Genomic DNA, 25,307 nt, shown 5'->3' on the forward strand with positions numbered 1-25,307 from the left:
GACGCGCCGGGCCCCGCGGTTCCGGGTGGGGGTGCCTCGGCGGAAGGGGCATCGCCGGGCGGTGGCCTCACTTAAGCAGCCCGCAAGCCGGGTTCGCAATATTGCGACGCAAACTCGCAAACTTTTGACAGAGCACTTGCGGAGGCCGGGACTTGGGCGGAGGACCAGCGGGAGCCGCACGCGGGCAGCCCGGTGAGGGCGGGCGCGCCGGTGCGCCCGCCCTCACCGGACCGTGGACGACGGGACCCTCCGAGGACCGCGAGAGGACCGCGGGTCCTGCGGGCCCTACGGGTCCGACAGGTCCTCCGGGTTGACGGGTCCTACGGGTTGACGATGATCCGGAAGGTGGAGGTCGTGTTGCGGAGGTCGACCGCGTTGCCGTTCATCGTGAGGTGGTTGAACGTCACCTCGCCGACTGCCGGGCCCTGTCCGGGTTCGGGCAGCTCATTGGCCCAGACGCCGAATCCGGACTTCGCGTCGAAGGCGTCACCGCTGCGCCGGGCCCCGCTGATCGCGATGTCGGTGAACACCGTGTCGGTGACCGGGTTCTGCGGCTGTCCCCCGCTGTAGTTGGTCTGGAACATGATGCCGCTGTAGGTGGGATCGACAATGTCCACATCGCTGACCCGGATGCCCTGCAGCTTCTTGGAGGCCGAGAAGACCCAGATCCCGGGGAAGGTCTGCCCACCCCAGAAGTGGCCGCCGGCGCGGACGACGGAGATGTTCTGGAGGTTGGTCGGATCGGTGCCGAAGCCGTTCATCGGGTACCCGAAGTCCAGCGAGGAGATGGTCACCCCGGCGTAGCAGAGGGTGTCGGCGATGTGGATGTTGCGGAAGGTGTTGGCGTAGCCGCCGTACACCGCGATGCCGGCCGCGCGCCAGGTGAGGATGCTGGTGAGGTTCTCGTAGACGTTGTTCTTCTCGTCCGCGCCGCCGGCGTCGATCGCCGAGAACAGCGCGAAGGAGTCGTCGCCGGTGGCCCTGGCCTCGTTGTTGGAGACCAGGTTGTCGGTCGAGCCGTTGGTCATGTTGACGCCGTCGGCGAAGGTGTCGCGGATCCTGGAGTTGGTGATCCGCATCGAGTCCGTGTTGGCGCCCCAGTACATGCAGACCATGTGCTCGGTCCAGATGTTGTCGATGGTGATCCCGGAGACGTTGGAGAAGTCGAAGACCTTGCCCGGCCCGTCGATCCGCGAGGTGTAGTTGCCGAAGTAGGCGAAGCCGGCGAAGGTCGAGCCGTTGGCACTGGCCTCGGCGCGGAAGCCGATGTCGGTGTTGGCCTGGTCGGCCGGGGCGCGGAAGCGGGTGAACCACGGACCGGCGCCGATCACCTTGACCGGCTTGCCGTACACCTGGAACTTGGCGGCGGTCCGGTAGTCGCCCGCGGGCAGGTAGACGCCGACCAGGGTCCCGGTGGTGTCCATCCGCACCCGGTCCAGCGCGTCCTGGACGTCCTGGTGGCCGAAGCCGGCCGGCACCGCGTACTTCGCCGGGTCCGGGTTCGGCTGCTGCACCGCCTGCTCCAGGCCGACGAAGTCGATCGCGTAGGCGCTGGTGTTGGCGGCGTCCTTCTGCAGCCGGATCTTCGCCCCGGCCGGGACGGTCGTCCCGAGCAGCACGTTCGCCTCGTCGTAGATGTGCCGGGGGCTGCCCGCGGCGGGCGAGTTGCCGGGCGAAGCCTCGCTCCCGTACAGCCAGGCGTACCGGGAGGTGAGGTCGACGGCCTTGAGGAAGGTGCCGTCGACGTACACGTCCAGGGTCGCGTCGGTGCCGCCGCCGGAGGGCGAGTCGGGGATGGAGAAGCGGGTGACCAGGGTGTTGGTCGGCGCCTTGGCGGTGAACTCCACCGAGGACCCGGTGCGGTCCAGCGTCACGGCGAGGCGCCCGGACGCCTCGCCGGCGAGGTCGCCGATGGTGCGGTTGGGCCCGACCACCGCCGCGCCGCCGGCCAGCACGCCGTCCTCGGCCTCGTAGGTGTCGAACGGCAGGTTGGCGCCGCGGCCGACGTAGAGCTGCTGGGTGCTGGCGTTGTTGCCCTGCTTGACGGCCGGCTCGTTGGCGTCCGGCGCGATCACCGTCCGCACGGTCCAACGGCCGTTGCCCGCCGTCCAACTGCCCAGCCGCACCGGGGCGGTGGTGGCGCCCGGGGCGATCACCCCGGTGTACGCGCCGGTCAGGGTCCTCACCACGGCGCCGGTGGCGGCGTCGACGACGGTCAGGGTGAGGCCGTGGGCTCCGCCGGCCGAGGCGCTGCTGCCCTGGTTGCGGAGCGCCACGGTGAAGTCCACCGGGTTGCCCGCGGCCGGGTTGGCCGGCGACCAGGCGACCGGGGCGGCCACCAGGTCCGAACCCGGGACGGGCCGGACGGTGAGCGGAGCGGGAGCCGTCCAGCTGTTGTTGGACTCGTCCTGCTCGATAACGGCGTTGGCCTCGTCGGCCTTCGCGGTGAGCGGGTAGCTCCCGGCGGCCTGGGGCCCGGCCTGCGCCGAGACGGTGGCGGAGGCACCGGCGGCCAGCGCGCCGACCTGGGCGGTACCGACCTTGGCGGTGCCCAGGTAGAGGGTGACGGCGCTCGGCCCGGCGGGGAGCGGCCCGGTGTTGCGCACGGTCGCGGACAGCGTGACCGGGTCGCTCTCCAAGGGTTCGGCCGGGGCCGCGGTGAGACCGGTGACCACCAGGTCCGGGTTGGGCGCGGGCCGTCCGATCACCTGGAACTCGGCGACCTGTCCGGCCGGGGCACCGGAGTTGGCGGTGATCCGCAGCTGGACGTCGGCCACCCGGGCGCTCACGGGGACGGTGACGGTGTTCCCGCTCGGCTGGTCGAAGGTGTAGGACTTCGGCGCCGCCAGGGAGGTGAACGCCGTAGCGCTCTGCTCCCGGCCCAGCACCTCGACGGTCTGGGTCCGGGTGGACCAGGCCGCCGCCGGGTCGAGCTTCAGCACGACCGCCTCGGTGTCGGCGTTCGCGCCCAGCGCCACCGTGAGCACGCTCGGGTAGCTTCCGCCCGCGCCCTCCCAGTAGGTGTGGACGTCGTTGTCGTTGGCGTTGGAGGCGACGAAGGTGTGGACGGTGGAGGAGGCGGTGATCGGGCGGCCCGCCGCCAGGTCGGTGCCACCGGCGCTGCCGGCCCGGGTGACGGTGTTGCTGCTCGCGGAGCGGTTGCCGGCCGCGTCCTTGGCCTTCACGTAGTAGGAGACGGTGACGCTGTCCGGGCGGCTGTCGGTGTACGACAGCACCGAACCGTCCACGGAAGTCAGCAACTGCCCGTCCGCGTAGACCTCGTAGGCGGTCACGCCGACGTCGTCGGTGGACGCCTGCCAGCTCAGCCGGATCTGCCCCGAACCCGGCCGGGTGTACGCCAGCCCGGTCGGCGCGCTCGGCGCCCGGGTGTCACCGCCCTGGCCGGCGCGGGTGACGGTGTTGCTGTTCGGCGACTGGTTTCCCGCGGCGTCCTTGGCCCGGACGTAGTAGGAGACCGTGGCGCTGTCGGGGCGGCTGTCGGTGTACGACAGCACCGAACCGTCCACGGAAGTCAGCAACTGCCCGTCCGCGTAGACCTCGTAGGCGGTCACGCCGACGTCGTCGGTGGACGCCTGCCAGCTCAGCCGGATCTGCCCCGGCGCCGCCTGGCTGTACGCCAGCCCGGTCGGCGCGCTCGGCGCCCGGGTGTCGCCGGCCTTCGGGCCGTAGACCTCGAAGGAGGCCAACTGCGCCGCCGGCCAGGCCGAGTTGGCGGTGACCAGCAGGCGCAGGAACCGGGTGGTCACGGTCGGCAGGTCGACGGTGGCGGTGTTCCCGCCCTGGGGGTCGAAGGTGTAGGACGCCGAAGGCATCAGGTCGGTGAAGGCACTGCCGTCGGTGGAGCCCTGGACCTTCAGCGTCTGGGTGCGGCGCTCCCAGCCGGCGGGCAGGCCCAGCACCAGCCGGCTCACCGGGACGGCCGCTCCCAGGTCGCCCTGGATCCACTGCGGGAAGGCGTTGTTGGCGCTCTCCCAGTAGCTCGACCGGTCGCCGTCGCCCGCGTTGGCCGCCAGGTAGGCCGCGGTGGCGCTGCTGGCGGTCAGCGGGCGGCCCCGGAGCAGGTCGGTGGAGGCGGTGGCGGTGCCGTAGACCTCGAACTCGGAGATCTGGGCGGCCGGCCAGACGTCGTTGGCCGTCACCTGCACCCGCAGGTAGCGGGCGGTGGTGGCCCCGAAGTCGAGGCGGACGGCGTTGCCGCCGGCCTGGTCGAAGGTCCGCGCGGCGGGGCCGACCACGGTGGCGAACCCGGTGCCGTCGGTGGAGCCGAGCAGGGTCAGCGTCTCGTTGCGGCTCTCCCAGCCGGCCGGGAGCCTGAGCACGACCTGGTCGACACTGAGCGCGCCGCCCAGGTCGACCTGGATCCACTGCGGCAGCGCGTTGCCGGCGCTCTCCCAATAGCTGGACCGGTCACCGTCGTTGACGTTCCGGGCGACGTACTGGCCGTTGGTACTGCTGGCGGTGACCGTGCGGCCGGCCGCGAGGTCGGGGCCGCCCGCCGCGTGGGCGACCGGTGCGACCGGCCCCCCGAGCAGGAGCATCCCCACCGCGACCGACGCTGCCGTCAGCCGTCGGAGGATACGGGTCAGGTGCATGAGTCCCTCTGTCTCTGATCGATACCGGTACCGGTGGACCGGCCGGGCGTGGGCCGGCCGGCAGGGCGGGCCGACGGCGTCCTCGGCGGCGGCCCGGGGGCTGTACGGAGCTGGCCGCGTCGAAGAGCTCGACGGGCGCGATCAGAAAAACGACAAGGTTCTGTCGCAGTTTTGCGGTGTGGCATCCAACAGTTACAGCGAGGCCAAGGGCATGTCAACGGACCGGGTCACGGTGGGTACACGAAAATGCGGCGGGCACCCGAAGGTGCCCGCCGCTGTCCCGCTCGACGCCCGGCTCCCGGCCGGGCCCTCGTGTCAGTCGCGCCCGCGCGCCGGCGCGGTCGACCCCCGTACCACCAGCTCCGGCTCGAAGAGCAGCTCGTCGTGGGTGACCCGGACGCCGCCGATCTCCTTGACCAGCAGCTCCACCACGGCCCGGCCCATCGCGTCGATCGGCTGCCGGACAGTGGTCAGCGGCGGATCGGTGCAGGTCATGAAGGAGGAGTCGTCGTAGCCGATCACCGAGACGTCGTGCGGCACCGTGAGCCCCGCGCGCCGGACCGCCCGGATCGCGCCGAGGGCGAGCGGGTCGCTCGCGCACACCACACCGGTGACGCCGCGCCGCAGCAGCCGGGTGGTAGCGGCCTGCCCGCCCTCCAGGGAGAACAACGCCCGCTCGACGCAGTCGTCCGGCAGCTCCAGGCCGAGCCGCTCGGCGGCGGCCCCGGCCGCGGCCAGCTTGCGCCGGGACGGCACGTGGTCGGCCGGGCCGAGCACGAGGCCCACCCGCCGGTGGCCCAACTGCCGCAGATGGCCGAGGGCCTGTTCGACGGCGACCGCGTCGTCGCAGGAGACCCGGGGGAAGCCGAGGTCGTCGATGGCCGCGTTCAGCAGCACCGTCGGCAGGCTGCGTTCGGCCAGCCGGGCGTAGTGGTCGTGCGGGGCGTCGCCCTGCGCGTAGAGGCCGCCGAAGAAAACCACGCCGGACACCTGCTGGGCGAGCAGCAGGTCGACGTAGTCCGCCTCGGACACCCCGCCCGCGGTCTGGGTGCAGAGCACCGGGGTGAAGCCGTGGCCGGACAGGGCGCCGCCGACGGCCTCGGCGAAGGCCGGGAAGATCGGGTTCTGCAGCTCGGGCAGCACCAGGCCCACCAGCCTGGCCCGCTCCCCGCGGAGCTGGGTGGGCCGCTCGTAGCCGAGTACGTCCAGCGCGGTCAGCACCGCCGCCCTGGTCGCCTCGGAGACGCCGGGCTTGTCGTTGAGCACGCGGCTGACCGTCGCCTCGCTCACACCGACCTTCTTGGCCACCTCGGCAAGTCTTCGCGTCATGACGGGGAGTCTAGAGCAGGAACGCAAACGGCTTGCACGGTTTTGCAAGACCATTTACGTCGGGCCGGCGACGGAACGGGGCGGGACGGGACGGCCGACGGGACGGGGCGGCCGACGGGTCGGCGGGCAGCCGCCCCGGACGGGGTCAGTAGACGTCGCGCACGTACCGCTTGTCGGCTGCCAGTTGCTTGAGGTGCACGGCGGCCTCCTCCTCGGTGAGGCCGCCGTGGGTGCGGGCGATCTCGCGGAGCGCGCGGTCCACGTCCCGGGCCATCCGGGCCGCGTCGCCGCAGACGTAGAGGTGGGCGCCGTTCTGGAGCCAGTCCCAGAGTCCGAGGCCGTGCTCGCGCATCCGGTCCTGGACGTAGACCTTGTTGCGCTGGTCCCGGGAGAAGGCGAGGTCGAGGCGGTCGAGGTGGCCCGAGGCCCGGAAGTCGGCCAGTTCCTCGCGGTAGTAGAAGTCCGTCGACTGCCGCTGCTCGCCGAAGAACAGCCAGTTGGGGCCGGTGTGGCCACGGGCCCGGCGGTCCTCCAGGAACCCGATGAAGGGAGCGACGCCGGTGCCGGGACCGATCATGATCATCGGAGTGGCCGGGTCCGCCGGGGGCCGGAAGTGCCTGGTGGGCCTGACGAAGACCGGCACCTCGCCGTCGGCCGCGCGGTCGGCGAGGTAGCTGGAGCAGACGCCCAAGCGCATCCGGCCGGCTGGGTTGGGGTGTCGGACCACCGAGACGGTCACCCGGATCTCGTCCGGGTGGACGAGCGGACTGGAGGATATCGAGTACAGCCGGGGCTGGAGCGGCTTCAGTACGGCGGCCCACTCGGCGGCCCCGGCCCGGACGCCCGGCGCGGCGGCCACGTCGACGGCCTGCCGGCCCCAGCTCCACTTGGCCAGTTCACCGGTGTTGTCCGGCCGCAGCAGCCGCTTGAGGGCACGGTCGCCCGACCGCTCCCCGACGAACCGGAGCAGTTCCGGGGTGATCCGGGCGATCTCCAGGTGATCGCCCAGGGCTTCGGCGAAGGGGAGTTCCCCGGCGCCGGGGACCGTGACGAGGGCGTCCGGGTCGAGACCGGTGACGGCCAGCCACTCGGCCACCAGCTCGGGGCAGTTCCGCGCGCGGACGCCCAGCACGTCGCCCGCCCGGTAGGCGAGACCGCCGTGGTCGCCGTCGCCTCCGCCGTCGCTGCGGCTGCCTCTGCCACTGCCGCCCCGGGTGTCGAAGGCGAACTGCCGGACCTCCTTGCCGGAGCCGGGCAGGCTGAGCAGGCGGTTGCCGGTGAGCCGGGCGCCGAAGGGCGACTCCTTCGCATACCCGGTCCGGGGTGCGGGGAGGGCCGCCGCGGGCGACGGCGGAGGCGTCGGGGGGACCGGCGCGGTGGGGGCGGCCGGGGCGGCCAGGGCGGCCACCACCTGCTCCAGCCACCGGTCGGCCGCGTCCTGGTAGTCGGGCTCGCAGTCCGCGCGCGGGGCGATCCTGGTCGCGCCGAGCTCTCCGAGCCGCTGGTCGAGGCGCCGCCCGTGGCCGCAGAAGTCGCTGTAGCTCGAATCACCGAGCGCGAGGACGGCGTAACGCAGGCCGTCGGCGGAGCGCGGCCCGTCCGCGTCCGGCGCGTTGTCGGCGAGCATCCTTTCCCAGAACCCGGCGCCGTTGTCGGGGGCCTCGCCGTCGCCGAAGGTGCTGGTGATCAGGAGCACCGGGGCCCCGGCCGCCAGGGTGGCCGGTCCGGCCTGGTCCATGGCGAGCAGCAGCGGCTGCCAGCCCTCGGCCGCCAGGCGTTCGGCGACCGCCGTGGCGATCCGCTCGGCGGTGCCGGTCTGCGAGGCCCACAGCACGGTCACGGCTCGCCCGGGCGCCGCGGCCGCCGCCGGAACGACCCCGTGACCCGCGGCGGCTCCGGCGGCTCCGGCGGCTTCCCGCGCGTTCGCCGTGCCCACCGCGTTCGCCGTGCCCACCGTGCCCACCGCGAGACGGGAGTACGCCCCGGCCAGCACCCCGTTCACCCACCGCGCCCGCTCGGGGTCGACCGGCGCCTGCGGCGGCAGCACCGGGACCCCGGCGGCCCCGGCCGACGCGGACGGGACGCCGGCCAGGAACCCCGCCAGATAGGTGCGCTCGGCAGCCGTCAGCCGCGGTGCCTCCACCGAGTCGACACCCAGCAGCCCGGCCAGCGCGGCGAGTTGCGAGCCCCCGGCCGGACTTGGCCGCTGCTCCGCCGACGGCACCGGCCCAACCCCCGGCACCGGCGACGCGGACACCACGGGCTCCGCCGCCGGCCCGCCCGCCTCCTGCGGGACCGGCGCCGCGACCGGCCGCAGCGCGACCGCGCAGACCTTCAGCTCCGGCTGGAACGACACCGGGTCGACCGCGTCGCTGGTGACGGCGTTGATGCTGAGGTACTCGCCGAACAGGTCGTTCCAGTGGAACGGCGCGAAGCAGTCCCCCGGCCGCACCCGGTCGGTGACCACCGCCGGCAGCACCGCCCGCCCGCGCCGCGACGCCACCTCCAGCCGGTCGCCGTCCACCACACCGAGCTCCTCCGCGTCCTGCGGGTGGATCTCGACGAACGGTCCGGGGGCGAGCCGGTTGAGCGCGGGGACCCGGCCGGTCTTGGTGAGGGTGTGCCAATGGTGCTGCAGCCGGCCGGTGTTGAGGCAGAACGGGTAGTCCTGGTCCGGCAGTTCGGCGGGCGGCAGGTGCGGCCGGGCGAAGAACACCGCCCGGCCGGACGGGGTCGGGAAGGCCAGCCTCGGCCGGCTCCCGTCCGGCCGCTCCAGCAGCGTCTGGCTGACCCCGTCGTTGAGGTAGCGGACCGGGTTGCGCTCCGGCCCGTCGGGATCGGCGGCCGGCCACTGCACGGGCGTGTCCCGCAACCGGTCGTAGGTCACGCCGCGCAGGTCCCAGCCGGTCTTCGGGTTCCAGGCCCGCTTCAACTCCTCGAAGACCTCCTCCGCGCTCCCGTAGTCGAAGCCCTCGGCGAAGCCCATCTCGCAGGCCACCCGGGCGATGATGCGCCAGTCCGGCAGCGCCCCGCCGACCGGGTCGGCGGCCGGGCGGGCCAGGGTGAGGCCGCGCTCGGAGTTGACCAGCACCCCCTCGGTCTCGGTCCAGAGGGCGGCGGGCAGCACCACGTCGGCGTAGGCGTTGGTCTCGGTGTCGGCGAACACGTCCTGGGTGATGACGAGTTCGGCGGCCTCCAGACCGGCGATAACGGTCTTCCGGTTGCCGACCGAGGCGACCGGATTGGTGCAGATGATCCAGCACGCCTTGATCCCGCCCTCGGCCATCCGCGAGAACAGCTCGACGGTGCCCCGGCCGACCTCGGTGCGCAGCGTGCCGGGCGGCAGGCCCCAGAGCTCCTCCGTGAAGGCCCGTTCCGCCGGGTCCAGCACCGAGCGCTGCCCGGGCAGACCGGGACCCATGTAGCCCATCTCCCGGCCGCCCATCGCGTTGGGCTGGCCGGTGAGGGAGAACGGGCCGCTGCCGGGGCGGCAGATCGCGCCGGTGGCCAGGTGCAGGTTGACCAGGGCGTTGGTGTTCCAGGTGCCGTGGGTGGACTGGTTGAGCCCCATGGTCCAGCAGCTCGTCCACTCCCCCGCCGAGCCGATCAGCCGGGCGGCGGCGCGGATGTCCTCCTCCGCGAGTCCGGTGGTCCGGGCGACCTCGGCGGGCGGGTAGTCCGCCAGGAAGCCGGGCATCTGCTCCCAGCCCTCGGTGAACTCCTCGATGAAGGCCGGGTCGGTGTCGCCGTTCTCGACCAGCAGGTGCAGCAGTCCGTTGAGCAGCGCCAGGTCGGTGCCGGGCCGGATCTGGAGGAACAGGTCGGCCTTGGCGGCGGTCGCGGTGCGCCGGGGGTCGACCACGATCAGCTTGGCGCCCGCCTTCTTGACCCGGTCCATCATCCGCAGGAACAGGATCGGGTGGCAGTCGGCCATGTTGGAGCCGATCACCAGGAAGACGTCCGCGTGGTCGAGGTCCCCGTAGGAGCCGGGCGGCCCGTCCGCGCCCAGCGACAGCTTGTAGCCGCTGCCCGCGCTCGCCATGCACAGCCGGGAGTTGGACTCGATCTGGTTGGTGCGGACGAAGCCCTTGGCGAGCTTGTTCACCAGGTACTGGGCCTCCAGCGTCAGCTGGCCGGAGACGTAGAAGGACAGCGCGTCCGGCCCGTGCTCGTCGAGCACCGCCCGCAGTCGGCGCGCGGTGTCGGAGATGGCGGCGTCAACGTCCTCCGGGCGGGCCTCGGCGCCGCGTTCGGCCCGGACCAGCGCGGTGCCCAACCGTCCGGGAGCGGCGAGCATCTCGGCGGTGGTGGCGCCCTTGGTGCACAGGCGTCCGCCGTTGGCGGGGTGGTTCCGGTCGCCGGTCGCCCGGACCACCGTACGGCGGCCCGTGGTCCCGTCCACCGCGACGTCGAGCAGCAGGCCGCAGCCGACACCGCAGTAGGAACAGACGCTGCGCACGCTCCGGACGAGGTCCGGGCCCGGTACCGTCACTGCGGCTCCCTCTCAGGTCGCGATCTGCGGCCCCGGTCCTGCTGGTCCGTGCCGTCCGACGGTGGGGAGACCCACCACCGGCACCGTAGGAAGACGGCGTTAACACGAGATCACGAACCCGGACGCCGTGCGTAAACCCCGCCGCACGGCCGGCGCCCCGCCCCGGTGAACCCGGGGCCGCGCCGCACCGCCCGCCGGACCCGCCGCAGGCGCCCGACCCCGCGGACCCGCCCGACCGTCCCACCGGCCGACCGCCTCCGCACAGTGCCACGACGGGCGCCCCGTTGCCAAGACGCCGCCGCGCCCGGACCGGCCCGTCGGCGGACGGGCGGTGGCGGGCGCGGCGGCGTCCTCGCACCGGGGCGGTGCTGGACGGACGGCGACGGGGCAGGTGTCAGTGCGGCGCGGACGACGCCGGCGGCACGGTGACCGGGGAGGAGGCGCCGGGGAGGACGAGGCTCGGCGCCCCGCTGCCGTCGGCGGGGGTGGACCAGACGTCGGTGGCCTTGCTCCCGCCCCCGTGGGCCGGGAGGGCGTAGGCGAGGGTGCTGTCGTCGAGCCAGGCGGCCTGGTCGTCGACGCTGCGGGTCTCGGCGAGCGGGTGCTCACGGAGGTCCGCCAGATCGAGGACGTAGAGGCGCCAGGGGGCGACCGGGTCGGCGGAGACCTTCTTCTTGAAGGCGATCCGGGTCCCGTCCGGGGAGAGCGAGGGGCACTCGACGTTCTCCCGCAGGGTGCGGGCCGACCATGCCTTGAGGTCGCCCTCGACCAGGTGGGTGCGGCCGCCGGTCGACACGGTGGCGTAGAAGCGGTTGTCGTCGGCGGCGAAGTTGACGCCCCAGTAGTTGATGTCGGCGGCGTGGTAGCGGGTGTCCCCGATCGTCAACGGGATGTCCTCCACGGACTTGATCAGATATCCGGTGCGCAGGTCCAGGACGGAGGTCCGGGTGGAGAACCGGCCGGCGGCGTAGGAGTCGCCGACGGCGAAGGTGGTCCAGGACAGCACCTGACCGGAGGGCGACACCCGGGCCCGGTTCGGGATGCCGGGCACCGTCACCCGGCGGATCTCGGCGAAGTGCCGGTCGTAGACCACCGCCTCGGTGCGGGCCGGGGTGCCGGGCAGGGCGCGCAGGCACAGGGCCCGGTCCCCCGCCGCGTAGAACCGGGCGCAGGACGGGCCGTCCGGCGTGCCGTCCGGGCTGCGGGCGACGCGGCCGGTGGCGGTGTCGCGGTAGTAGAGGCCGGGCCGGTCCAGGGTGAACGTGGCCTCGGCTCCGACGAGCTTCGGCCCGTCGTCGCGCTGCCGGGCGTGCAGGACGTATCCGGCCGAGCCGCCCACGAGGACGAGGAGGGCGAGGAGCAGCAGCAGCGGGCGCGACGTGATCGAACGGCGCGCGGCCGGGCCCGGCTCGTGCTGCTCGGGCCGGTCCGGCTCCGTCCGGTGCGCTGTGATCGGGTGTGTCGTCATCGGACCTTCCCTCCGGGCAGGATCCGCCAGGCGGCGGCGAGGGCGGCGGCCAGGGCGAGGGCGGCCGCGACGAGGGCGGGGCGCGGCCCCCACCACGTCCAGGCCGCGCCGAAGCCGGCGGCGCCGACCAGGCGGGCCAGGGCCTGGCCGGTCTGCAGAACGGCCAGGCCGCTCGCCCGGCCCCGGACCGGGAGCGCGGGCGCGGCCAGGGCCATCAGCACGCCGTCGGTGGCGGCGTAGAAGACACCGAGCAGGACGAGCACGAGCACGGCGACCGCCGGGCCGGCCGGGGCCAGCAGGGTGAGGTAGGCGGCGAGCAGGGCACTGTGGCCGAGGAGGAACGGGACCCGCCGCCCGCTCCGGTCCGCGAGCCGCCCGGCCGGAACGGCGAGCACCAGGTAACAGGCCGCCGAGCCGAGCGGCAGCAGGGGGAAGAGCGCGGCCGGGAGGTCCAGGCCGCGCTGGAGCAGCAGGTAGAGGAAGGAGTCGCCGATGGTGGCGGCGCCGAGCAGGGAGGCGGCGGCGACCACCCGCCGGAAGGCGGGGTCGGCGAGCACCCGGGGCACGGTCCGGGCGGGCTTCGCGGCGCGGGCCGGCGCGGCAGGAGGGGTCGGCCTGGCAAGGGCGGTCGGCGTCCGGCCCGGCGCCCCCGGGTCGGCGGGGACGAACAGCCCCATCACCACCACACCGAGCAGCCCGGTGGCGAAGCTGACCACGAACACCGCGTCGTAGGCGTCCGCCGTCGCCCACAGGACGACGAACGCGACCAGCGGACCGAGCAGCGCCCCGGTGGTGTCCATCGCCCGGTGCACGCCGAACGCCCGGCCGAGGTCCTCCGGCCGCGCGCTGAGCGTGATCATCGCGTCCCGGGGGGCCGTTCGCACGCCCTTGCCGAGCCGGTCGGCGGCCATCGCGGCCGCGATCCCGCCGGCCGCCCCGCCCGCCAGCAGCAGGCCGAGCCGGGAGAGGGCCGAGAGCAGGTAGCCCGCCCCGGCGACGGTCCGGTGCCGGCCGCCGCCGCGGTCGGCGAGCCGTCCGCCGAGCAGCCGGACCAGCGCCGTGGCGCCGTTGAACAGCCCGTCGAAGAAGCCGAACTGGAGGGGTGACAGGCCGAGGCCCAGCACCAGGTAGAGCGGCAGCACGGCGGTGACCATCTCCGAGGAGACATCGGTGACCAGGCTGACCGCGCCGAGCGCGACGACCGTACCGGGGACGCGCCGCCCCACCCCCTCGGGGCGGGGCGGCGCGTCCGCACGGCGGCCGGTGGTGGCCAGGTACATCATCAGTGGCAGCTGTAGTTCGGGCTGGTGTCCTTGGCCTTGCCGTCCGTGCCGATGTAGCTCCAGCCGTAGCCGGAGTCGGTGAAGTCGAGCTTCAGCACGCCGTACTCGCCGCTGATCCGCTTCTGGCTGTTCGGCTGGACCTGCTCGATCGGGTAGGGCTCGGCGCCGCCCATCCCGCCGACGATCTCGACGATCCCGTCCGCGGTGGCCTTGCCGTCCGGGTCCTGCGGGGCGAACCGCTCGTAGTGGTGGTCGTGCCCGTTGAGCACCAGGTCGGCCTTGGCGTCGTAGAGGATCCGCCACACCGGCCGCGAGACCGGGTCGTTGCCGTGCCCGCCGGAGGAGTACAGCGGGTGGTGCCAGTAGGCGGCGAGACACTTCTTGCCGTTCGCCGCGAGGTCGGCCTTCAGCCAGTCGATCTGGGCGGCCTGGTCGAAGGCGTTGGAGTCCAGGGCGACGAAGTGCCAGTTGCCCTCGTCGAAGCTGTACCAGCTCTTGCCCTGCGGATAGGCGATGCTGCCGAAGTAGGACTTGTACCCGACGAGCGAGCCGGCCGGGTCGTAGGTCTCGTGGTTGCCGGGGACGGGGTGGGTCTTCGCCTTGAAGGCGCCCCAGGTCTTGTCGTAGTAGTCGCGGAAGTCGGCCAACCGGGCGTCGTCGTACTGGTTGTCACCCATGGTCAGGTAGAACTTCGGGTCGATCCGCTGGGCGAGGGCGGCGGTCTTCGGGTGCGCGCAGGCGCTGTCCGAGGCGGTGCACTGGGCGGCGATGTCACCCGCCGCGACCACGGTGAACGCCCCGCCGGGCGCGGTCGTCCCGGTCGGCGACGGGAGGGTGGGCGAGGGCGTCCCACCGGTGGTCCCGTAGACCTCCATCTCGAACAGCGAGTAGCCGTAGGCCGTGCCGCGCGCCGTCCCGTACAGCCGGACGTAGCGGCCCTTCCCGCTCAGGCCGGTCCAGTCGTCCGTCCCGCCGTTGCCCGCCTTCTCGTCGGCGACCGAGGTCCAGGTCGTCCCGTCCGCGGACACCTCCAGGCGGTACGCCTTCGCGTACGCGGCCTCCCAGCTCAGCTTGATCCGCGAGACGGTGGCGCTCGCCCCGAGGTCGACCCGCAGCCACTGCGGGTCCTTCCCCTCGACGCTCGCCCACCGGGTGCCGGTGTTCCCGTCGAACGCCTTGCCCGCCGCGTACGACGAGCTCTCCGTGGACGAGGCCGTGGCGGCCTTGCCCCGCGAGAGCAGCGGATCGGCCGCCGCTCCCGCCCGCTCGGACCAGCCGAGCAACAGTCCGCCCACCAGCACGAGCACGGCGGCGAACACTCCGATGTGTATGGGCCTTACCGAGACTTCGGGACGCATCCCTGGACTCCCTGACCTTGAATGACGGCGAGAGCTGGACTCCGGCGCAGCCCGTGCGTGAGCCCCGCCGGCAGAGCGACGGCCCGCACCGCCGCGGCGGCCGGGTCAGAGCTCTCACTGAGCGCGTCACACCCCGGCAGAGCGGGCACCGCGCCAAGCCGCCGTCGGGGAGCCTAGTGGTAAGTAAAGTTTCCTGACAATACCTGCAGCGTGCCGAACTCCCGTGCGAACCCGCCCTCGAACTCCCTTGCCGCCAAACGGCCGTGCGTCGACCGACCGTCGACACGCCTCCGGTCCGGACCTCGGCGCGACTCCGGAAAAATACCCCCGGGGGTACAGTGGAGGGGCCAGCACGACGCACGGGCGGCCCGGACGGGGGGCCACGCCGCACCAGGAACGGAGCACCACATGGACCACGGGATCGCCGTCACCCTCGGCCTGTCCTTCCCCGAGACCGTCGAACGGGTCCGGGCCGCACTCGCCGACCAGGGCTTCGGCGTCCTCACCGAGATCGACGTCCGGGCCACCCTCAAGGCCAAACTGGACGAGGACATCGAGGACTACCTGATCCTCGGCGCCTGCAACCCGCCCCTCGCCCACCGCGCGTTGGAGGCGGACCGGCACATCGGGCTGCTGCTGCCCTGCAACGTCGTGGTCCGCACGGTCGACGAAGGCACCATGGTCGAGGCCATGGACCCGCAACTCCTGGTCCAGGTCACCGGAAAGCCCGAACTGGCCGCCGTCGCCGACGAGGCGGCCACCCGGCTGCGCGCGGCCCTGGCCACCCTCGGTTAGGCAGGCCGCCCGCGCAGGGGCCTGCGCGGGCGGCAACCTGCGTTCCAGGCGGTGGCGGAGCGCCGCCACCGCCGAGTCGATCCGGAGCGGAAGGCCCGCCAGCAGTGCCGCGGCGAGGTCCGCCCGGGTCGCCCCGCGATCCAGCCACTGGGCCACCTGGGGGGCGAGCGCCCGCGCCTCGGCCTCCCCGAGGCGCGGGCGCGGGCGCGGCCCGGGGATCTGCCACAACAGCCTCGATCGCCCTCAGCGGCGGCCCAGGATCCTCGCCAGGAGGCCGCCGAGGCCGGACCCGCCGGCGGCGTTCCGGTCGCAGGTGCAGCGGGCGGCCTCGGGAACGCCGGCCAGTACCTGCTCGACGTGCATACCGCACCCCGCGTAGCCGGCCTTGCCGCAGGTGCGGCACGTGGTACGTCGACACATCTCGGGACTCCTCGTATCCGGTGGGGAAGGTCTTCCTTCCACTTCAGGATACCTGGGGGGGTATTTTTTCGGTCACTGGTCCCCGAGGAGGCGGAAGGCGAGGCAGACCACGGCGGTCGCCTCCTCGACCGGGGTCCCGATCCGGTCCCAGTAGCCGCGGTGGCCGTCGCGCCACTCCGCGAGCGAGGCGTCCCCCTCGCCCTCCGCCCGTGCGTGCTCCCAGGTGACCGCGCCGAAGGTGGTCACCTCGACGGCGGTGATCTCGATCGTGGCGACGAATCCCCCGTCGTCGTCCACCAGCGCCAGCCGTTCACCGGGGAGCTCCAGTTCCTCCGACTCCTTGGCGTACTCCGCGAGCAGGCCGGTGGTGGCGGTCTTCCGGCCTTCCAGGACCAGGGAGTTCAGCGCGGCGCGGACGCCGTCCGGGGTGCCGAGCTCCATCGAACGCATGCCGTTGACGCGGGGCCACATGCCGGCCGTCCCTTCCCTCGCACGGTCCCGGCGGCCGGCCGCCGCCCGGGTCTCCGCGCCCGCACCGTACCGGACGCGGACCGCGCCCCGGCCGCACACGGACGGACCGGGCGGTCGCGCCGCCCGGTCCGTCCGCCGTACCCCCGTGTCCCCCGTCCCCGTCCCCCGTGACCTCCGTGGCCCCCGTGACCGGGAGGTCAGGCGCAGTTGGTGAAGGTGGGGCTGGTGTTGGCGATGTAGAGCGTCGCGCCGGCCTGCGGGTCGGAGGTGAGCGGGACGGTGATGGTGTCCTCGGCCGTCCAGGGGAGGCCGTGGGCGTCGAAGGTCCAGGTGCCGGTGACCTTGCGGGCCAGTTCGGCGAGCGTCACCCAGCCGTACTGCTGGGGCGGGACGTTGACCGCGACGCTGTTGTTGACGGTGGTCGAGCCCTGCCAGACGTTGTTGTAGTGCAGCGCGGTGCTGATCACGGTGGTGAGCGCCCCGCCGGGCACGCCGCCGGAGATCTGGGTCCCCATGTCACCCCCGATGCTGTTGGACCAGCCGCTCATGTTGGTGACCGAGAATGCCTGCTGGACGGAGCCCGAGGTGTTGTTGAACCACACCGAGGAGACGCAGATCTTCGGCAGCGGCGCCGCCGGGGCCTCGCTCGTCAGCGCCCAGGAGCAGCTGGAGATGTCCTTCTGGCACTGCTTGGCGGCGTGGTCGACGGCGAGGTTGCGGGCGGCCACCGGGAAGCCGGTGGACCAGCGCTGGTTCACCGTCCCGTTGCAGGCGTACTGGTCGGTCCAGGCGTCGTCGTAGTTGCCGCCGAGCAGCAGGTCGAGACAGGTGTTGTCGCCCTGGTGGCGGATCATGAACGAGTCCTCGGCCCCGGCGACCGGCTGGAGGAACCACTTCTGACTGGCCTGTCCGGCGCAGGTCTGCTGCCGCAGGGCGGGGGTGAACCAGGCCAGGTCCACGCACTTGCCGGTGGTGTTGTTGACGATGGTGAACGAGGAGTCCGCCGGGTCGACGTTCAGCCGCCAGGACTGGTGGTAGCCGGGCGACGAGTTGGTGACGATGTACGCGCCGTCGCCGGTCGAGCCGTTCTGGACGTCGAGTCGGCGACCGTTGCTGAGCGAGGTGATGGTCAGGCACTGCTGCGGGGTGGCACAGGCCGCGGCGGGCGCTCCGGCGGCGGCCGTTCCGGCGCGCGGCGCCGCCGTGGCGGGCGCGGCGGTGAGGCCCAGCGCGGCGCAGCAGGTGACCAGGACGGCCGCGAGCAGGCGCAGCCAGGACGCGGGGCGGCACGGGGCCGCGGGCGGGGCGGAGGTGGACGGCACGGGTCGGGTCCTTTCGTCGGGAAGGGCAGCCGTGGTTCGGTGGCGGCCCGCGTGGGGACGGGCACGCCAGGGGACGGGAGCGGCGGAGTGAGTGGGGCCGGTCCACGGGGCCGGGCCGGGGTCAGGAGGCGAAGGCGGCTTCCAGGCGCGGCACGTAGTCCACGAGGTCCTGGGCCCAGCAGCCGGAGCTGTGGCCGCCGTCGCAGGCGGGGCCCCAGCCCGCGCCGTTGCCGTAGTTCACGTAGCGGTGCGGGATGCCGAGGGCGTCCAGCCGGTCGGTGAAGCGCTTCGCGGTGCCCTCGGCCCAGAACTCCATGCCGGCGGGGTTGCCGTTGCCGTTGCCGGTGTAGACGGCGATGTCGGTGGCGGCAAGTGTCGCGGCGTGGGCCACCGGGTCGGCGGCGTTCCAGCGCCAGTCGGCGTTGAACACCGGGTACGGGGTGCCGAAGATCGCGTCGCTGGAGACCGTGGGACCGAAGTCCAGGCCGCACGGCCGGCCGCCGTTCGGGCCGCAGAGCACGGTGCCCGCGTTGGTCAGGGTGCCGACGACGGCGCCGCGGACGACCATCTCGTCCGCCGACAGGTCGTCGGCGCCGGACATGGTGAGGACGTGGCCGAAGAGCTCCGGCCGGGTCTGGGCGTAGTGCAGCGCGCCGAAACCGCCCATCGAAAGGCCGCCGACCGCGCGGTGCTTCCGGTCGGTCAGGGTGCGGAGGTTGGCCTCGACGAAGGGGAGCACCTGGTTGAGGTGGAAGGTCTGCCAGTTCTGGGCCCCGGCCGCGGTGGTCCGGTCGATCCAGTCGGTGTACCAGCCCCGGAGGCCGCCGTCGGGGATCACGGTGATCATCGACGTCGCCGCGGTCAGCGCGGGGTAGGCCAGGCCCGGGTTGGCGGGGTTGTCCGAGGCGCCGTGCAGGAAGTACAGGACCGGATAGCGCTCGGCCGGGTGGGTCGCGTAGTCGGCGGGCAGCAGGATCCGGATCGTGTGCTCGCCGGCGACCTCCGGGGTGGTCACGGTGAGGACGAAGTTCGTGGCGCTGCCGGTGGCGGTCCCGACCTGGGTCAGGCCGAAGCCGTCCCGCATCGGCGGCGGGCCGCCGGGCGTCTCGGCCCGCGCGGCCGACACGCCCGGCAGGAGGAGCAGCACGAGCGCGCCGACGAGGGCGGCGGCGGCCGTTCTCGCACGGGCGAAGCCGCCGGTCCGGGCGGAGCGCGCGGAGCGGGGGAACGACGCCGACCGGGCGGCGGGTGGAACAGCTGTCATGGATCGTCCTTGGGCGTGAGGGCGCGGCCGTGCGCCGGGCACCCGGTTGGGGCGCGCGGCGAACTGTGCGGACACCGAGCAACTCTCGCGAGGCGAGCCCGCCGTGCGCCAGAGCGTCCGGCGGCCCGGTTGGGCCACCGGCGCATGTGCGCCACGGGGGCGGGTAGGCTTCGCCCACGATCCTGTCGCCATGGACATGACGAACTAGGGGGTGTCGTGCTGCACGACGTGCTCGATCCGGACTCCGAGCGCGGCCGGGTCTACCACTGGCTGATCGGCCGACCGCAGGCGCGCCTGCCGGACCTCGCGGCGGCGGCCGGGATCGACGAGGACGCCCTGCTCGCCCTGCTCGGCGAACTCGCCGCCGAGGGCATCGTGACGGCATGCGACCGCCGCCGGCTCACCTGGGAGGCGTTGCCGCCCGGCCAGGTGGTCGAGGCCGCGCTCCAGCGCGACTCCGCCCGCCGCGCCGACGCCCGCCGGGCCGCGGCCGAACTCGACCGGATCTACCGCCGGGCCCGCCGCGGCGCCGGCGGCTACGCCGCGCTGGAGGTGGTCGAGAACCACGCAGAGGTGCTCGCGGCCGGCCGGCACCTGCAGCTCGCCGCCCGCCGCGAGGTGCGGGTGATCGACGTCCCGCCGTACTCCGGGGACTCCGCGCACTACCTGGACCAGGAGGTGCTGCAGCGTCAGCGGATGGCCGCCGGGGTCGTCTACCGCTCGATCTACGGCGGCTGCGCCTTCGACGACCCCGTGGCGGGCCCCAACATGGCACGGATGATCGAGGCCGGCGAACAGGCCAGGACACTCGACGAACCACCGCTCAAACTCGCCCTCGGCGACGACGACCTCGCCATCGTCACCCTGTCCGCCGACGACCGCGCGGGCGTCGTCTCGCTGCTCGTCCGCCCGTCCAGCCTGCTGAACGCCCTGGCCGCCGTCTTCGAGACGTTCTGGCGCCTCGCCGTGCCCGCCTCGACCGCCGGCGCCGGCCTCCAGATCGACGACCGGGACCGCCGCATCCTCGTCCTGATGGCCAGCGGCGCCACCGACGACGCCATCGCCCGGCGCCTCGGCCTGGGGCGGCGCACCGTCGTCCGGCGGGTCGCCACCCTGCTGGCCCGCCTGGGCGCCACCACCCGCTTCCAGGCCGGGGTGCAGGCGGCACGGCGCGGCTGGCTCTGACGCCGGGGCAACGGATCACCCCGTCACCTGTGCGAACGACCGGGCCCGCGCAAGCGGGAGGCGGCCATCGATTTCGGTTCGATCACGGCGCGTCGCTTTGATCGGGAATTCGGCCGGAGTGCGGTGATTGATCTTGTTGGCACCGTGACGGAGAGGCTCTCATAATTCCAGTCAGACGCGTGTTGTGCGGCCCTGACGACCGCCGAGATGCCCGTGAGCGGCCGCGCGCGAAACCTTTCGCTGCTTTCCTGGGGGAATCCCTTTGTCCGCGCACGATCACGTGCCGCCTGCCGCCGACGCGGCGCGGGCGCCCGCACCGGACCCGTCCGCCGTATCCGGCCCCGGCGCACCGTCGGAAGAATCGACCCGATCGCCCACCGCGCTTCCTGAGGCGGTTCCGTCCGCGGTGCCCCAGGCCGTCCCCGGCCGGAAGCGGCCGCGGGCCCTGAGCGTCGCCCTGGCGACCGCCGGCCTGCTCGCCGTGACGACGGTCAGCGCGACCGTGACGGTGGCCGTCGGCAAGCCGGACGACCGTCCGGCCACCGCCGTGACGGCGCCCGCGACGGCCGCCGCGACGGCGAGCGGCAGCCCGAGCGCCCCGCCGTCGGCCGCTGCCGCCGCCTCCGCCACGCCGACGACCGCTCTCCCGGCCGCACCGGCGCCCGCCCCCGCCCCGACGAGCACCCTCAAGGGCACCGTCGGCAACGGCGGCCGGCACGACGGCGACCTGCAGTACTTCCTGCTCCCGATCCCCGAGGGCGGCGAGTCCTACGGCCCCGCCGACGGCACGCTGCTGACGGACAAGGACATGGGCGAGCAGCTCGGCGGCGGCGCGGACATCCTGAAGACGCTCCGGACCCTCGGCTACAAGGACTCCGCCACCCGCACCTACCGCACGGCGGACGGCAAGGCCGAGGTCACCGTGACCCTGCTGCGCTTCTCCAGCACCGCCCGGGCCACGGAGTTCGCCCGCGACTACACCATGGACCTCGAACCGGTCGAGATCATCGGCGACCCGACCGCCCACGGATACATCGACAAGCCCCGGCAGCAGGCGTACACCGGCTCGATGAGCGGCATCTCCAGCCAGGGCGACGTGCAGTACGTCATCGACGTCGACATGAAGGGCAACCCGGACAAGGCGCTGCTGAGCGAGCTGATGAAGCGCCAGCGCGACTGGCTGACCTCCGGTCGCTGAGCCCCCGCCGGCCCGCCCCTTCACCTTTCCTGGAGCCCTCGCATGACCACCGAACCCGTGGCGCCGTCGCCCGCCGACGCGCCACCGCCCACTCCGCCCGCCGACGCGCCGCCGCCCGCTCCGCCCGTCGGGGCTCCGGACCTGCTGTCCGCCGCGGTCGCGGCCGCACCCTTCCCGGAGGCCGCGCCGACCGAGACCGCGCCCTTCCCGGAGAGCCCCGGCGAGCCGCCCGCCCGCCGTCCGCGCCGTCCGCGCCCGGTCCTGCTGCTGGCCTCCGGGCTCGTGCTCGGCACTCTGGCCGGCGGCGGCGCCGGCTACGCGGTCCAGGCGAACCGGCCGCCGACGCCGCTGCCGCCGATCCAGGTCGCGCTGCCGTCCTACCCGGCCGGGGCACTGGACCCGGCCGCGGCGGCCGCCGCCGCGCCCTCGCCGCTCGCCATCGACGGCGACCTGCGCAAACTGCTGCTCACCGCCCCGAGCGGCAGCAAGCCGTGGGACGACAACCCGGACACCCCGAGCTGGATCTCGGCCGGCGAGCTGGCCGAGCACGAGGGCAGGACCGAGGCCGTGTTCAAGCAGCTGAACACCCACGGCTTCCGGCGCGCCGTGGAGATCGACTGGAAGCACGGCGATCTCCAGGTCCGGATCTCGCTGGTCCAGTACACGGCCGACCGGGCATCCGAGGCCACCGCCCGCATCCTGGGCCGGTCCCTCGAACCTTTCGCACCCGAGGCAAACGGTGGCTACCAGGTGGACTCCAGGGCCTCGTACTGGGCCGAGACCACCGAGACCTTCTACCGTGCCGACGCGGTCGCGCAGCGCGGAACCGTCGTGATGGAGGTCGAGGTGTTCGGCACCCGACCGGTGTCCCCCGAGGTCGTCAAGGACCTCGCCAAGCGGCAGTGGGAGCGGCTGGCATGAGCGACAGCGACCTGATCGTCCCCGGCACCCCGGCCGCGCCGGTGCCGGCAGTGCCGGCTGCCCCCTCGTCCGCGGCCCCGACCGTGCCGACGCCCGAGGCCCCTGCCCTGCCGACGCCCGAGGTTCCGGCCGTACCGACGCCCGGGGCCCCGGCCGTACCGACGCCCGTGCCGACGTACGGACTCCCCGAAGGCTCCGCCCCCGAGGCGCCGTCCGCGCCCCGGCCCCCGCGCCGACTGCTGCGCGCGGGCGGCGCGACCGTGGCCGCGGCCCTGGTCGGCGTGGTGATCGGGATCGGCATCATCGAGGTCCGCTACGACGACCCGGCACCCGCGGCCGCCGCCCCGGCGCCGGCCTCCGCGCCCACGCCCGGGGCCACCGCCACCCCGTTCGGCGCGAAGTCCAACGGCAACCACTTCGGTTCGCTGCGCGACCTGCTGCTGCCCGTCCCGGCGGGCTACGGGCCCGGCCCGGACGACGGCGGCTTCGGCAACGACGTCGAGCTGACGGGCGAGCAGCTGCTCGCCGCCCAACTGGGCGACGACGTGCTGCCGATACCCAAGGAGCAGCAGGACAAGGTCCGCAAGTACTGGAACGACCTGCATGTGAAGGCCGCCGGAGTGCGCACCTACACGACGCAGGCGGGCGAGCTGACCGTCACCATGAGGCTGCACCAGTTCAACCAGCAGGAGGTGCAGAAGCTGAACGAGTACACCGCGATCTTCACCGGTGAGACCGGCATCTTCCGCACCGGCCCCGCCGTGCCCGGCCATGCCGAGGCGCACTGCTACCTGCTGCCGGCTCCGCCGTCCGCGCCGATCGACCGCCTGGAGTGCTCGGCCGCGGAGGGCGACCTCTTGGTCGTCATGGCGGTCGAGGGCGTGGCCCCCCTGCCCAAGGACCGGATCGTCGCCCTCCTCGCCCAGCAGCTCGACCGCCTCGCCGTCCCGGGAGCGTCCGTATGACCGACAGCGCCACGCAGCAGGACGCCACCGCCCCGGCGGAGGCTCCCGTCCCGCCCGAGGAGGTCCAGGGCCCCACCGTCGCGGGGACGACCGCCGCCGGCCCGGAGGACGGCGAGCGGACGGCCCTCCGTACCCGGCGGCGCGGGGCGGCCGTGCGGTGGAGCGCGGCCGTCGTGGTCTGCGCCCTGGCCGGCACGGGGACGGCGCTGGCCGTGACGGCGCCGGACCGCACCGACCTGCCCGGGTTGGCGACCACGAAGGACGGCCGGTACACCTTCCCGGCCCTGGTGCTCCCGCAGCTGCCCTCCGGTCAGCCGGCGCCGCGGGAGAACAAGGGACGGCACGCGGCCGAACTGCGCGCCCTCCTCCTGCCGGTGCCCGCCGAGGCGGGCGGCTCACTCGTGCCGACCGCCGCCCCGGCCGTCCCGGCACCGACCGGAAGCGGCCCGACGTCCGCGTCCCCCTCCGCTTCGGGCTCGGCACCGGTGTCCTCGCCCGCGTCCGGTGCGACCGCGTCCGGCTCGCCCGCTCCCGGCCCGGCCCCGGTCGGCCGGGTCCCGTGCGAGGCGATCACCGCCGAGTGGAAGGACTCGGGCACGCTCCAGGCACTGCTGCTGCAGAACGCCTGCCGCGACGCGGCCGTCCGCGAGTGGACCGCCGCCGACGGCACCCGCACGCAGATCCGGCTGCTGGCGTTCGGCTCCCAGGCCGAAGCCTGGCCGGTGTTCGACAAGCTGCGGAGCACGGGCGTACCGAAGGACACACCGGATCTGCGGGCCGGTGAGACCCAGGGCTGGGACACGGTGTACGGCGTCGACCTCGCCACTCGCGAGGTGCCCGGCTCCCCGGCCGCGACCCGGATCGCGTTCCTCTCGGCCGGAAGTGTCACGGGCGTGGTCACCATGACCAACCCCAAGGGTGTGCCCACCACCGCGTTCCGACAGGTGGTCACCCTCCAGTCCGACCTGCTGGCCTGACCGCCGCGGACGGCGGGGAGCGGACGGAACGGTCCGGACGGGCCGGGCGGCACCCCCGCCCGGCCCGTCCGCCGTTTCCGCACCGACCCGCTGGTCCTGCTCCGGCTCCCGCTCCGGCCCGGCACTCCGGTCACCAGTCCAGCTGATGACGTGTTCAGCAGATCGGTAGTTCTGCTGATGGCCGTCCGGCGGCAGAGTGATCACCATGAACCACTCCGCAACGCGATCCACCCCCGCGAGGACGACCGACACCAGCACCGGCACCACCCCGAACCGCCCTCCGCGCCGGGTCGCCGTGATCGGCGGGACCAGGTACTTCGGCCGCCACCTGGTCACCCTGCTGCGCGCCGCCGGCACCGAGGTCACCCTGATCAACCGGGGATCCGCACCACCGCCGCCCGGTGTGGACCACGTCCGGGCCGACCGCGACGACGAGGACGCGCTCACGGCCGCGCTCGGCGACCGCGGCTTCGATGCCGTGATCGACCAGGTGCTGTACACCCCGCTCCAGGCCGAGGTCGCCCGCCGGGTCTTCGCCGGGCGCACCGACCGCTATGTGATGACCTCGACCATGGAGGTCTACGACCCCGCCACCTCGCCACTGGTCCGCACCACCCCGGGGGTGGCGGTCACCGAGGACGCCGTCGACCCGACGAACTGGCCGGTGGACCTCGACCTGCCGTGGCACGACGCGGCGGCCCTCGCCCGGCACTTCGACCCCGCGACCGCGTACGCCGAGGGCAAGCGCCAGGCCGAGGCCGTACTCGCCGCCGGGCGGCCGCCGTTCGGCTGGGCGAGCGTACGCAGCGCCCACGTCCTGGGCGGCGGGGCCATGGACTTCACCGGGCGGCTCGCGCACTTCACCGGGGCGATCGCCGCGGCGCGGCCGGTCGCGGTCCACGAGCGGCCGCAGCCGACCTCGTTCGTCCGGCACGAGGAGATCGCCGCCGCCCTGGCCGCGGTAGCCGCCTCGCCCGCGGTCGGCGCGGTCAACGCAGCCTCGGCGGAGCCACTGGACGCGGTCGGTCTGTGCGAGCTGATCGCCGGACAGCTCGGCACGACCGCCCGGTACCGGCCCGCCGAGGGCGCGGACCACGCGCCGTTCTCCTTCGACCGCTGGTACCCGATGGACACCCGGCGGGCCGGATCGCTCGGCCTGTCCTTCTCACCGCTCGGTTCCTGGCTGCCGGCCGCCGTGGCCGAAGCCGGCGCCACCCTCGAAGCCACTACCGGAAAGGACGTGTGA

The 25,307-nt window shown here is 73.8% G+C and carries 17 protein-coding genes; 7 read left to right on the top strand and 10 right to left on the bottom strand.

What is annotated here, in order from left to right; translation table 11 throughout:
- Positions 1 to 320 precede the first annotated feature (320 nt).
- From ACIQ9P_RS08915 to ACIQ9P_RS08940, 6 genes are all read right to left on the bottom strand, one after another.
- The gene (locus ACIQ9P_RS08915; protein ID WP_402352040.1) at positions 321 to 4,613 is read right to left on the bottom strand and encodes a discoidin domain-containing protein; all 4,293 of its coding nucleotides are present in this window, start codon (positions 4,611 to 4,613) and stop codon (positions 321 to 323) included.
- A gap of 315 nt (positions 4,614 to 4,928) precedes the next feature.
- Complete coding sequence (locus ACIQ9P_RS08920) at positions 4,929 to 5,942, bottom strand: LacI family DNA-binding transcriptional regulator (protein ID WP_402352043.1); 1,014 nt, start codon at positions 5,940 to 5,942, stop codon at positions 4,929 to 4,931.
- Positions 5,943 to 6,087: 145 nt separating this feature from the next.
- The gene (locus ACIQ9P_RS08925) at positions 6,088 to 10,434 is read right to left on the bottom strand and encodes a molybdopterin-dependent oxidoreductase (RefSeq protein WP_402352045.1); all 4,347 of its coding nucleotides are present in this window, start codon (positions 10,432 to 10,434) and stop codon (positions 6,088 to 6,090) included.
- Between the two features lie 394 nt (positions 10,435 to 10,828).
- Entirely contained in the window at positions 10,829 to 11,902 is a 1,074-nt protein-coding gene (locus ACIQ9P_RS08930; protein ID WP_402352047.1) for a hypothetical protein, read from the bottom strand.
- The gene (locus tag ACIQ9P_RS08935; protein WP_402352714.1) at positions 11,899 to 13,182 is read right to left on the bottom strand and encodes an MFS transporter; all 1,284 of its coding nucleotides are present in this window, start codon (positions 13,180 to 13,182) and stop codon (positions 11,899 to 11,901) included. The genes ACIQ9P_RS08930 and ACIQ9P_RS08935 overlap by 4 nt, the downstream gene beginning before the upstream one ends.
- 2 nt (positions 13,183 to 13,184) lie before the next feature.
- A complete protein-coding gene (locus ACIQ9P_RS08940; RefSeq protein WP_402352050.1) occupies positions 13,185 to 14,504 on the bottom strand; it encodes a discoidin domain-containing protein in 1,320 nt (439 codons plus the stop codon).
- 447 nt (positions 14,505 to 14,951) lie between these two features.
- On the opposite strand from ACIQ9P_RS08940, the gene ACIQ9P_RS08945 reads away from it, so the two are divergent.
- Positions 14,952 to 15,338 carry a DUF302 domain-containing protein gene (locus tag ACIQ9P_RS08945; protein ID WP_402352053.1) on the top strand — a complete coding sequence of 129 codons (387 nt, stop codon included), beginning with the start codon at positions 14,952 to 14,954 and terminating at the stop codon, positions 15,336 to 15,338.
- A gap of 243 nt (positions 15,339 to 15,581) precedes the next feature.
- Here the strand turns inward: ACIQ9P_RS08945 and ACIQ9P_RS08950 are convergent, their stop codons facing one another.
- The 4 genes from ACIQ9P_RS08950 to ACIQ9P_RS08965 form a co-directional block, all read right to left on the bottom strand.
- A complete protein-coding gene (locus ACIQ9P_RS08950) occupies positions 15,582 to 15,758 on the bottom strand; it encodes a hypothetical protein (RefSeq protein ID WP_402352056.1) in 177 nt (58 codons plus the stop codon).
- 72 nt (positions 15,759 to 15,830) lie between these two features.
- The gene (locus tag ACIQ9P_RS08955) at positions 15,831 to 16,229 is read right to left on the bottom strand and encodes an ASCH domain-containing protein (protein WP_402352059.1); all 399 of its coding nucleotides are present in this window, start codon (positions 16,227 to 16,229) and stop codon (positions 15,831 to 15,833) included.
- Positions 16,230 to 16,426: 197 nt separating this feature from the next.
- On the bottom strand, positions 16,427 to 17,551 hold the full coding sequence (locus ACIQ9P_RS08960) for an RICIN domain-containing protein (RefSeq protein ID WP_402352061.1): 1,125 nt from the start codon (positions 17,549 to 17,551) through the stop codon (positions 16,427 to 16,429).
- 121 nt (positions 17,552 to 17,672) lie between these two features.
- Positions 17,673 to 18,815, bottom strand: coding sequence for an alpha/beta hydrolase (locus tag ACIQ9P_RS08965; RefSeq protein WP_402352064.1), 1,143 nt, complete (start codon positions 18,813 to 18,815; stop codon positions 17,673 to 17,675).
- Between the two features lie 216 nt (positions 18,816 to 19,031).
- Here ACIQ9P_RS08965 and ACIQ9P_RS08970 point away from each other — a divergent pair, with 216 nt between their 5' ends.
- The 6 genes from ACIQ9P_RS08970 to ACIQ9P_RS08995 all read left to right on the top strand — a co-directional run bounded on the left by ACIQ9P_RS08970 (position 19,032) and on the right by ACIQ9P_RS08995 (position 25,307).
- A complete protein-coding gene (locus tag ACIQ9P_RS08970) occupies positions 19,032 to 20,000 on the top strand; it encodes a LuxR family transcriptional regulator (protein WP_402352067.1) in 969 nt (322 codons plus the stop codon).
- A 406-nt stretch (positions 20,001 to 20,406) separates the two neighbouring features.
- Positions 20,407 to 21,198: a hypothetical protein gene (locus tag ACIQ9P_RS08975; protein WP_402352070.1), complete on the top strand. Its 792-nt coding sequence runs from the start codon at positions 20,407 to 20,409 to the stop codon at positions 21,196 to 21,198.
- Positions 21,199 to 21,240: 42 nt separating this feature from the next.
- Positions 21,241 to 22,119, top strand: coding sequence for a hypothetical protein (locus tag ACIQ9P_RS08980; RefSeq protein ID WP_402352073.1), 879 nt, complete (start codon positions 21,241 to 21,243; stop codon positions 22,117 to 22,119).
- Positions 22,116 to 23,084 (top strand): hypothetical protein, encoded by a 969-nt coding sequence (locus ACIQ9P_RS08985; protein WP_402352075.1) that lies wholly within the window; start codon positions 22,116 to 22,118, stop codon positions 23,082 to 23,084. The genes ACIQ9P_RS08980 and ACIQ9P_RS08985 overlap by 4 nt, the downstream gene beginning before the upstream one ends.
- Positions 23,081 to 24,061, top strand: coding sequence for a hypothetical protein (locus ACIQ9P_RS08990; protein ID WP_402352078.1), 981 nt, complete (start codon positions 23,081 to 23,083; stop codon positions 24,059 to 24,061). Before ACIQ9P_RS08985 ends, ACIQ9P_RS08990 begins: the two co-directional genes overlap by 4 nt.
- A 205-nt stretch (positions 24,062 to 24,266) precedes the next feature.
- Complete coding sequence (locus ACIQ9P_RS08995) at positions 24,267 to 25,307, top strand: NAD-dependent epimerase/dehydratase family protein (protein ID WP_402352081.1); 1,041 nt, start codon at positions 24,267 to 24,269, stop codon at positions 25,305 to 25,307.

Source organism: Kitasatospora sp. NPDC094019, assembly GCF_044764505.1.
GTDB lineage: Bacteria > Actinomycetota > Actinomycetes > Streptomycetales > Streptomycetaceae > Kitasatospora.

What these genes read in the sequence shown, in the direction of transcription:
- ACIQ9P_RS08955 (WP_402352059.1), bottom strand. Translation starts at nt 16,229, where the DNA reads ATGTGGCCCCGCGTCAACGGCATGCGTTCGATGGAGCTCGGCACCCCG.
- ACIQ9P_RS08950 (WP_402352056.1), bottom strand. Translation starts at nt 15,758, where the DNA reads ATGTGTCGACGTACCACGTGCCGCACCTGCGGCAAGGCCGGCTACGCG.
- ACIQ9P_RS08920 (WP_402352043.1), bottom strand. Translation starts at nt 5,942, where the DNA reads ATGACGCGAAGACTTGCCGAGGTGGCCAAGAAGGTCGGTGTGAGCGAG.
- ACIQ9P_RS08990 (WP_402352078.1), top strand. Translation starts at nt 23,081, where the DNA reads ATGACCGACAGCGCCACGCAGCAGGACGCCACCGCCCCGGCGGAGGCT.
- ACIQ9P_RS08980 (WP_402352073.1), top strand. Translation starts at nt 21,241, where the DNA reads ATGACCACCGAACCCGTGGCGCCGTCGCCCGCCGACGCGCCACCGCCC.
- ACIQ9P_RS08930 (WP_402352047.1), bottom strand. Translation starts at nt 11,902, where the DNA reads ATGACGACACACCCGATCACAGCGCACCGGACGGAGCCGGACCGGCCC.
- ACIQ9P_RS08935 (WP_402352714.1), bottom strand. Translation starts at nt 13,182, where the DNA reads ATGTACCTGGCCACCACCGGCCGCCGTGCGGACGCGCCGCCCCGCCCC.
- ACIQ9P_RS08995 (WP_402352081.1), top strand. Translation starts at nt 24,267, where the DNA reads ATGAACCACTCCGCAACGCGATCCACCCCCGCGAGGACGACCGACACC.
- ACIQ9P_RS08985 (WP_402352075.1), top strand. Translation starts at nt 22,116, where the DNA reads ATGAGCGACAGCGACCTGATCGTCCCCGGCACCCCGGCCGCGCCGGTG.
- ACIQ9P_RS08965 (WP_402352064.1), bottom strand. Translation starts at nt 18,815, where the DNA reads ATGACAGCTGTTCCACCCGCCGCCCGGTCGGCGTCGTTCCCCCGCTCC.
- ACIQ9P_RS08915 (WP_402352040.1), bottom strand. Translation starts at nt 4,613, where the DNA reads ATGCACCTGACCCGTATCCTCCGACGGCTGACGGCAGCGTCGGTCGCG.
- ACIQ9P_RS08945 (WP_402352053.1), top strand. Translation starts at nt 14,952, where the DNA reads ATGGACCACGGGATCGCCGTCACCCTCGGCCTGTCCTTCCCCGAGACC.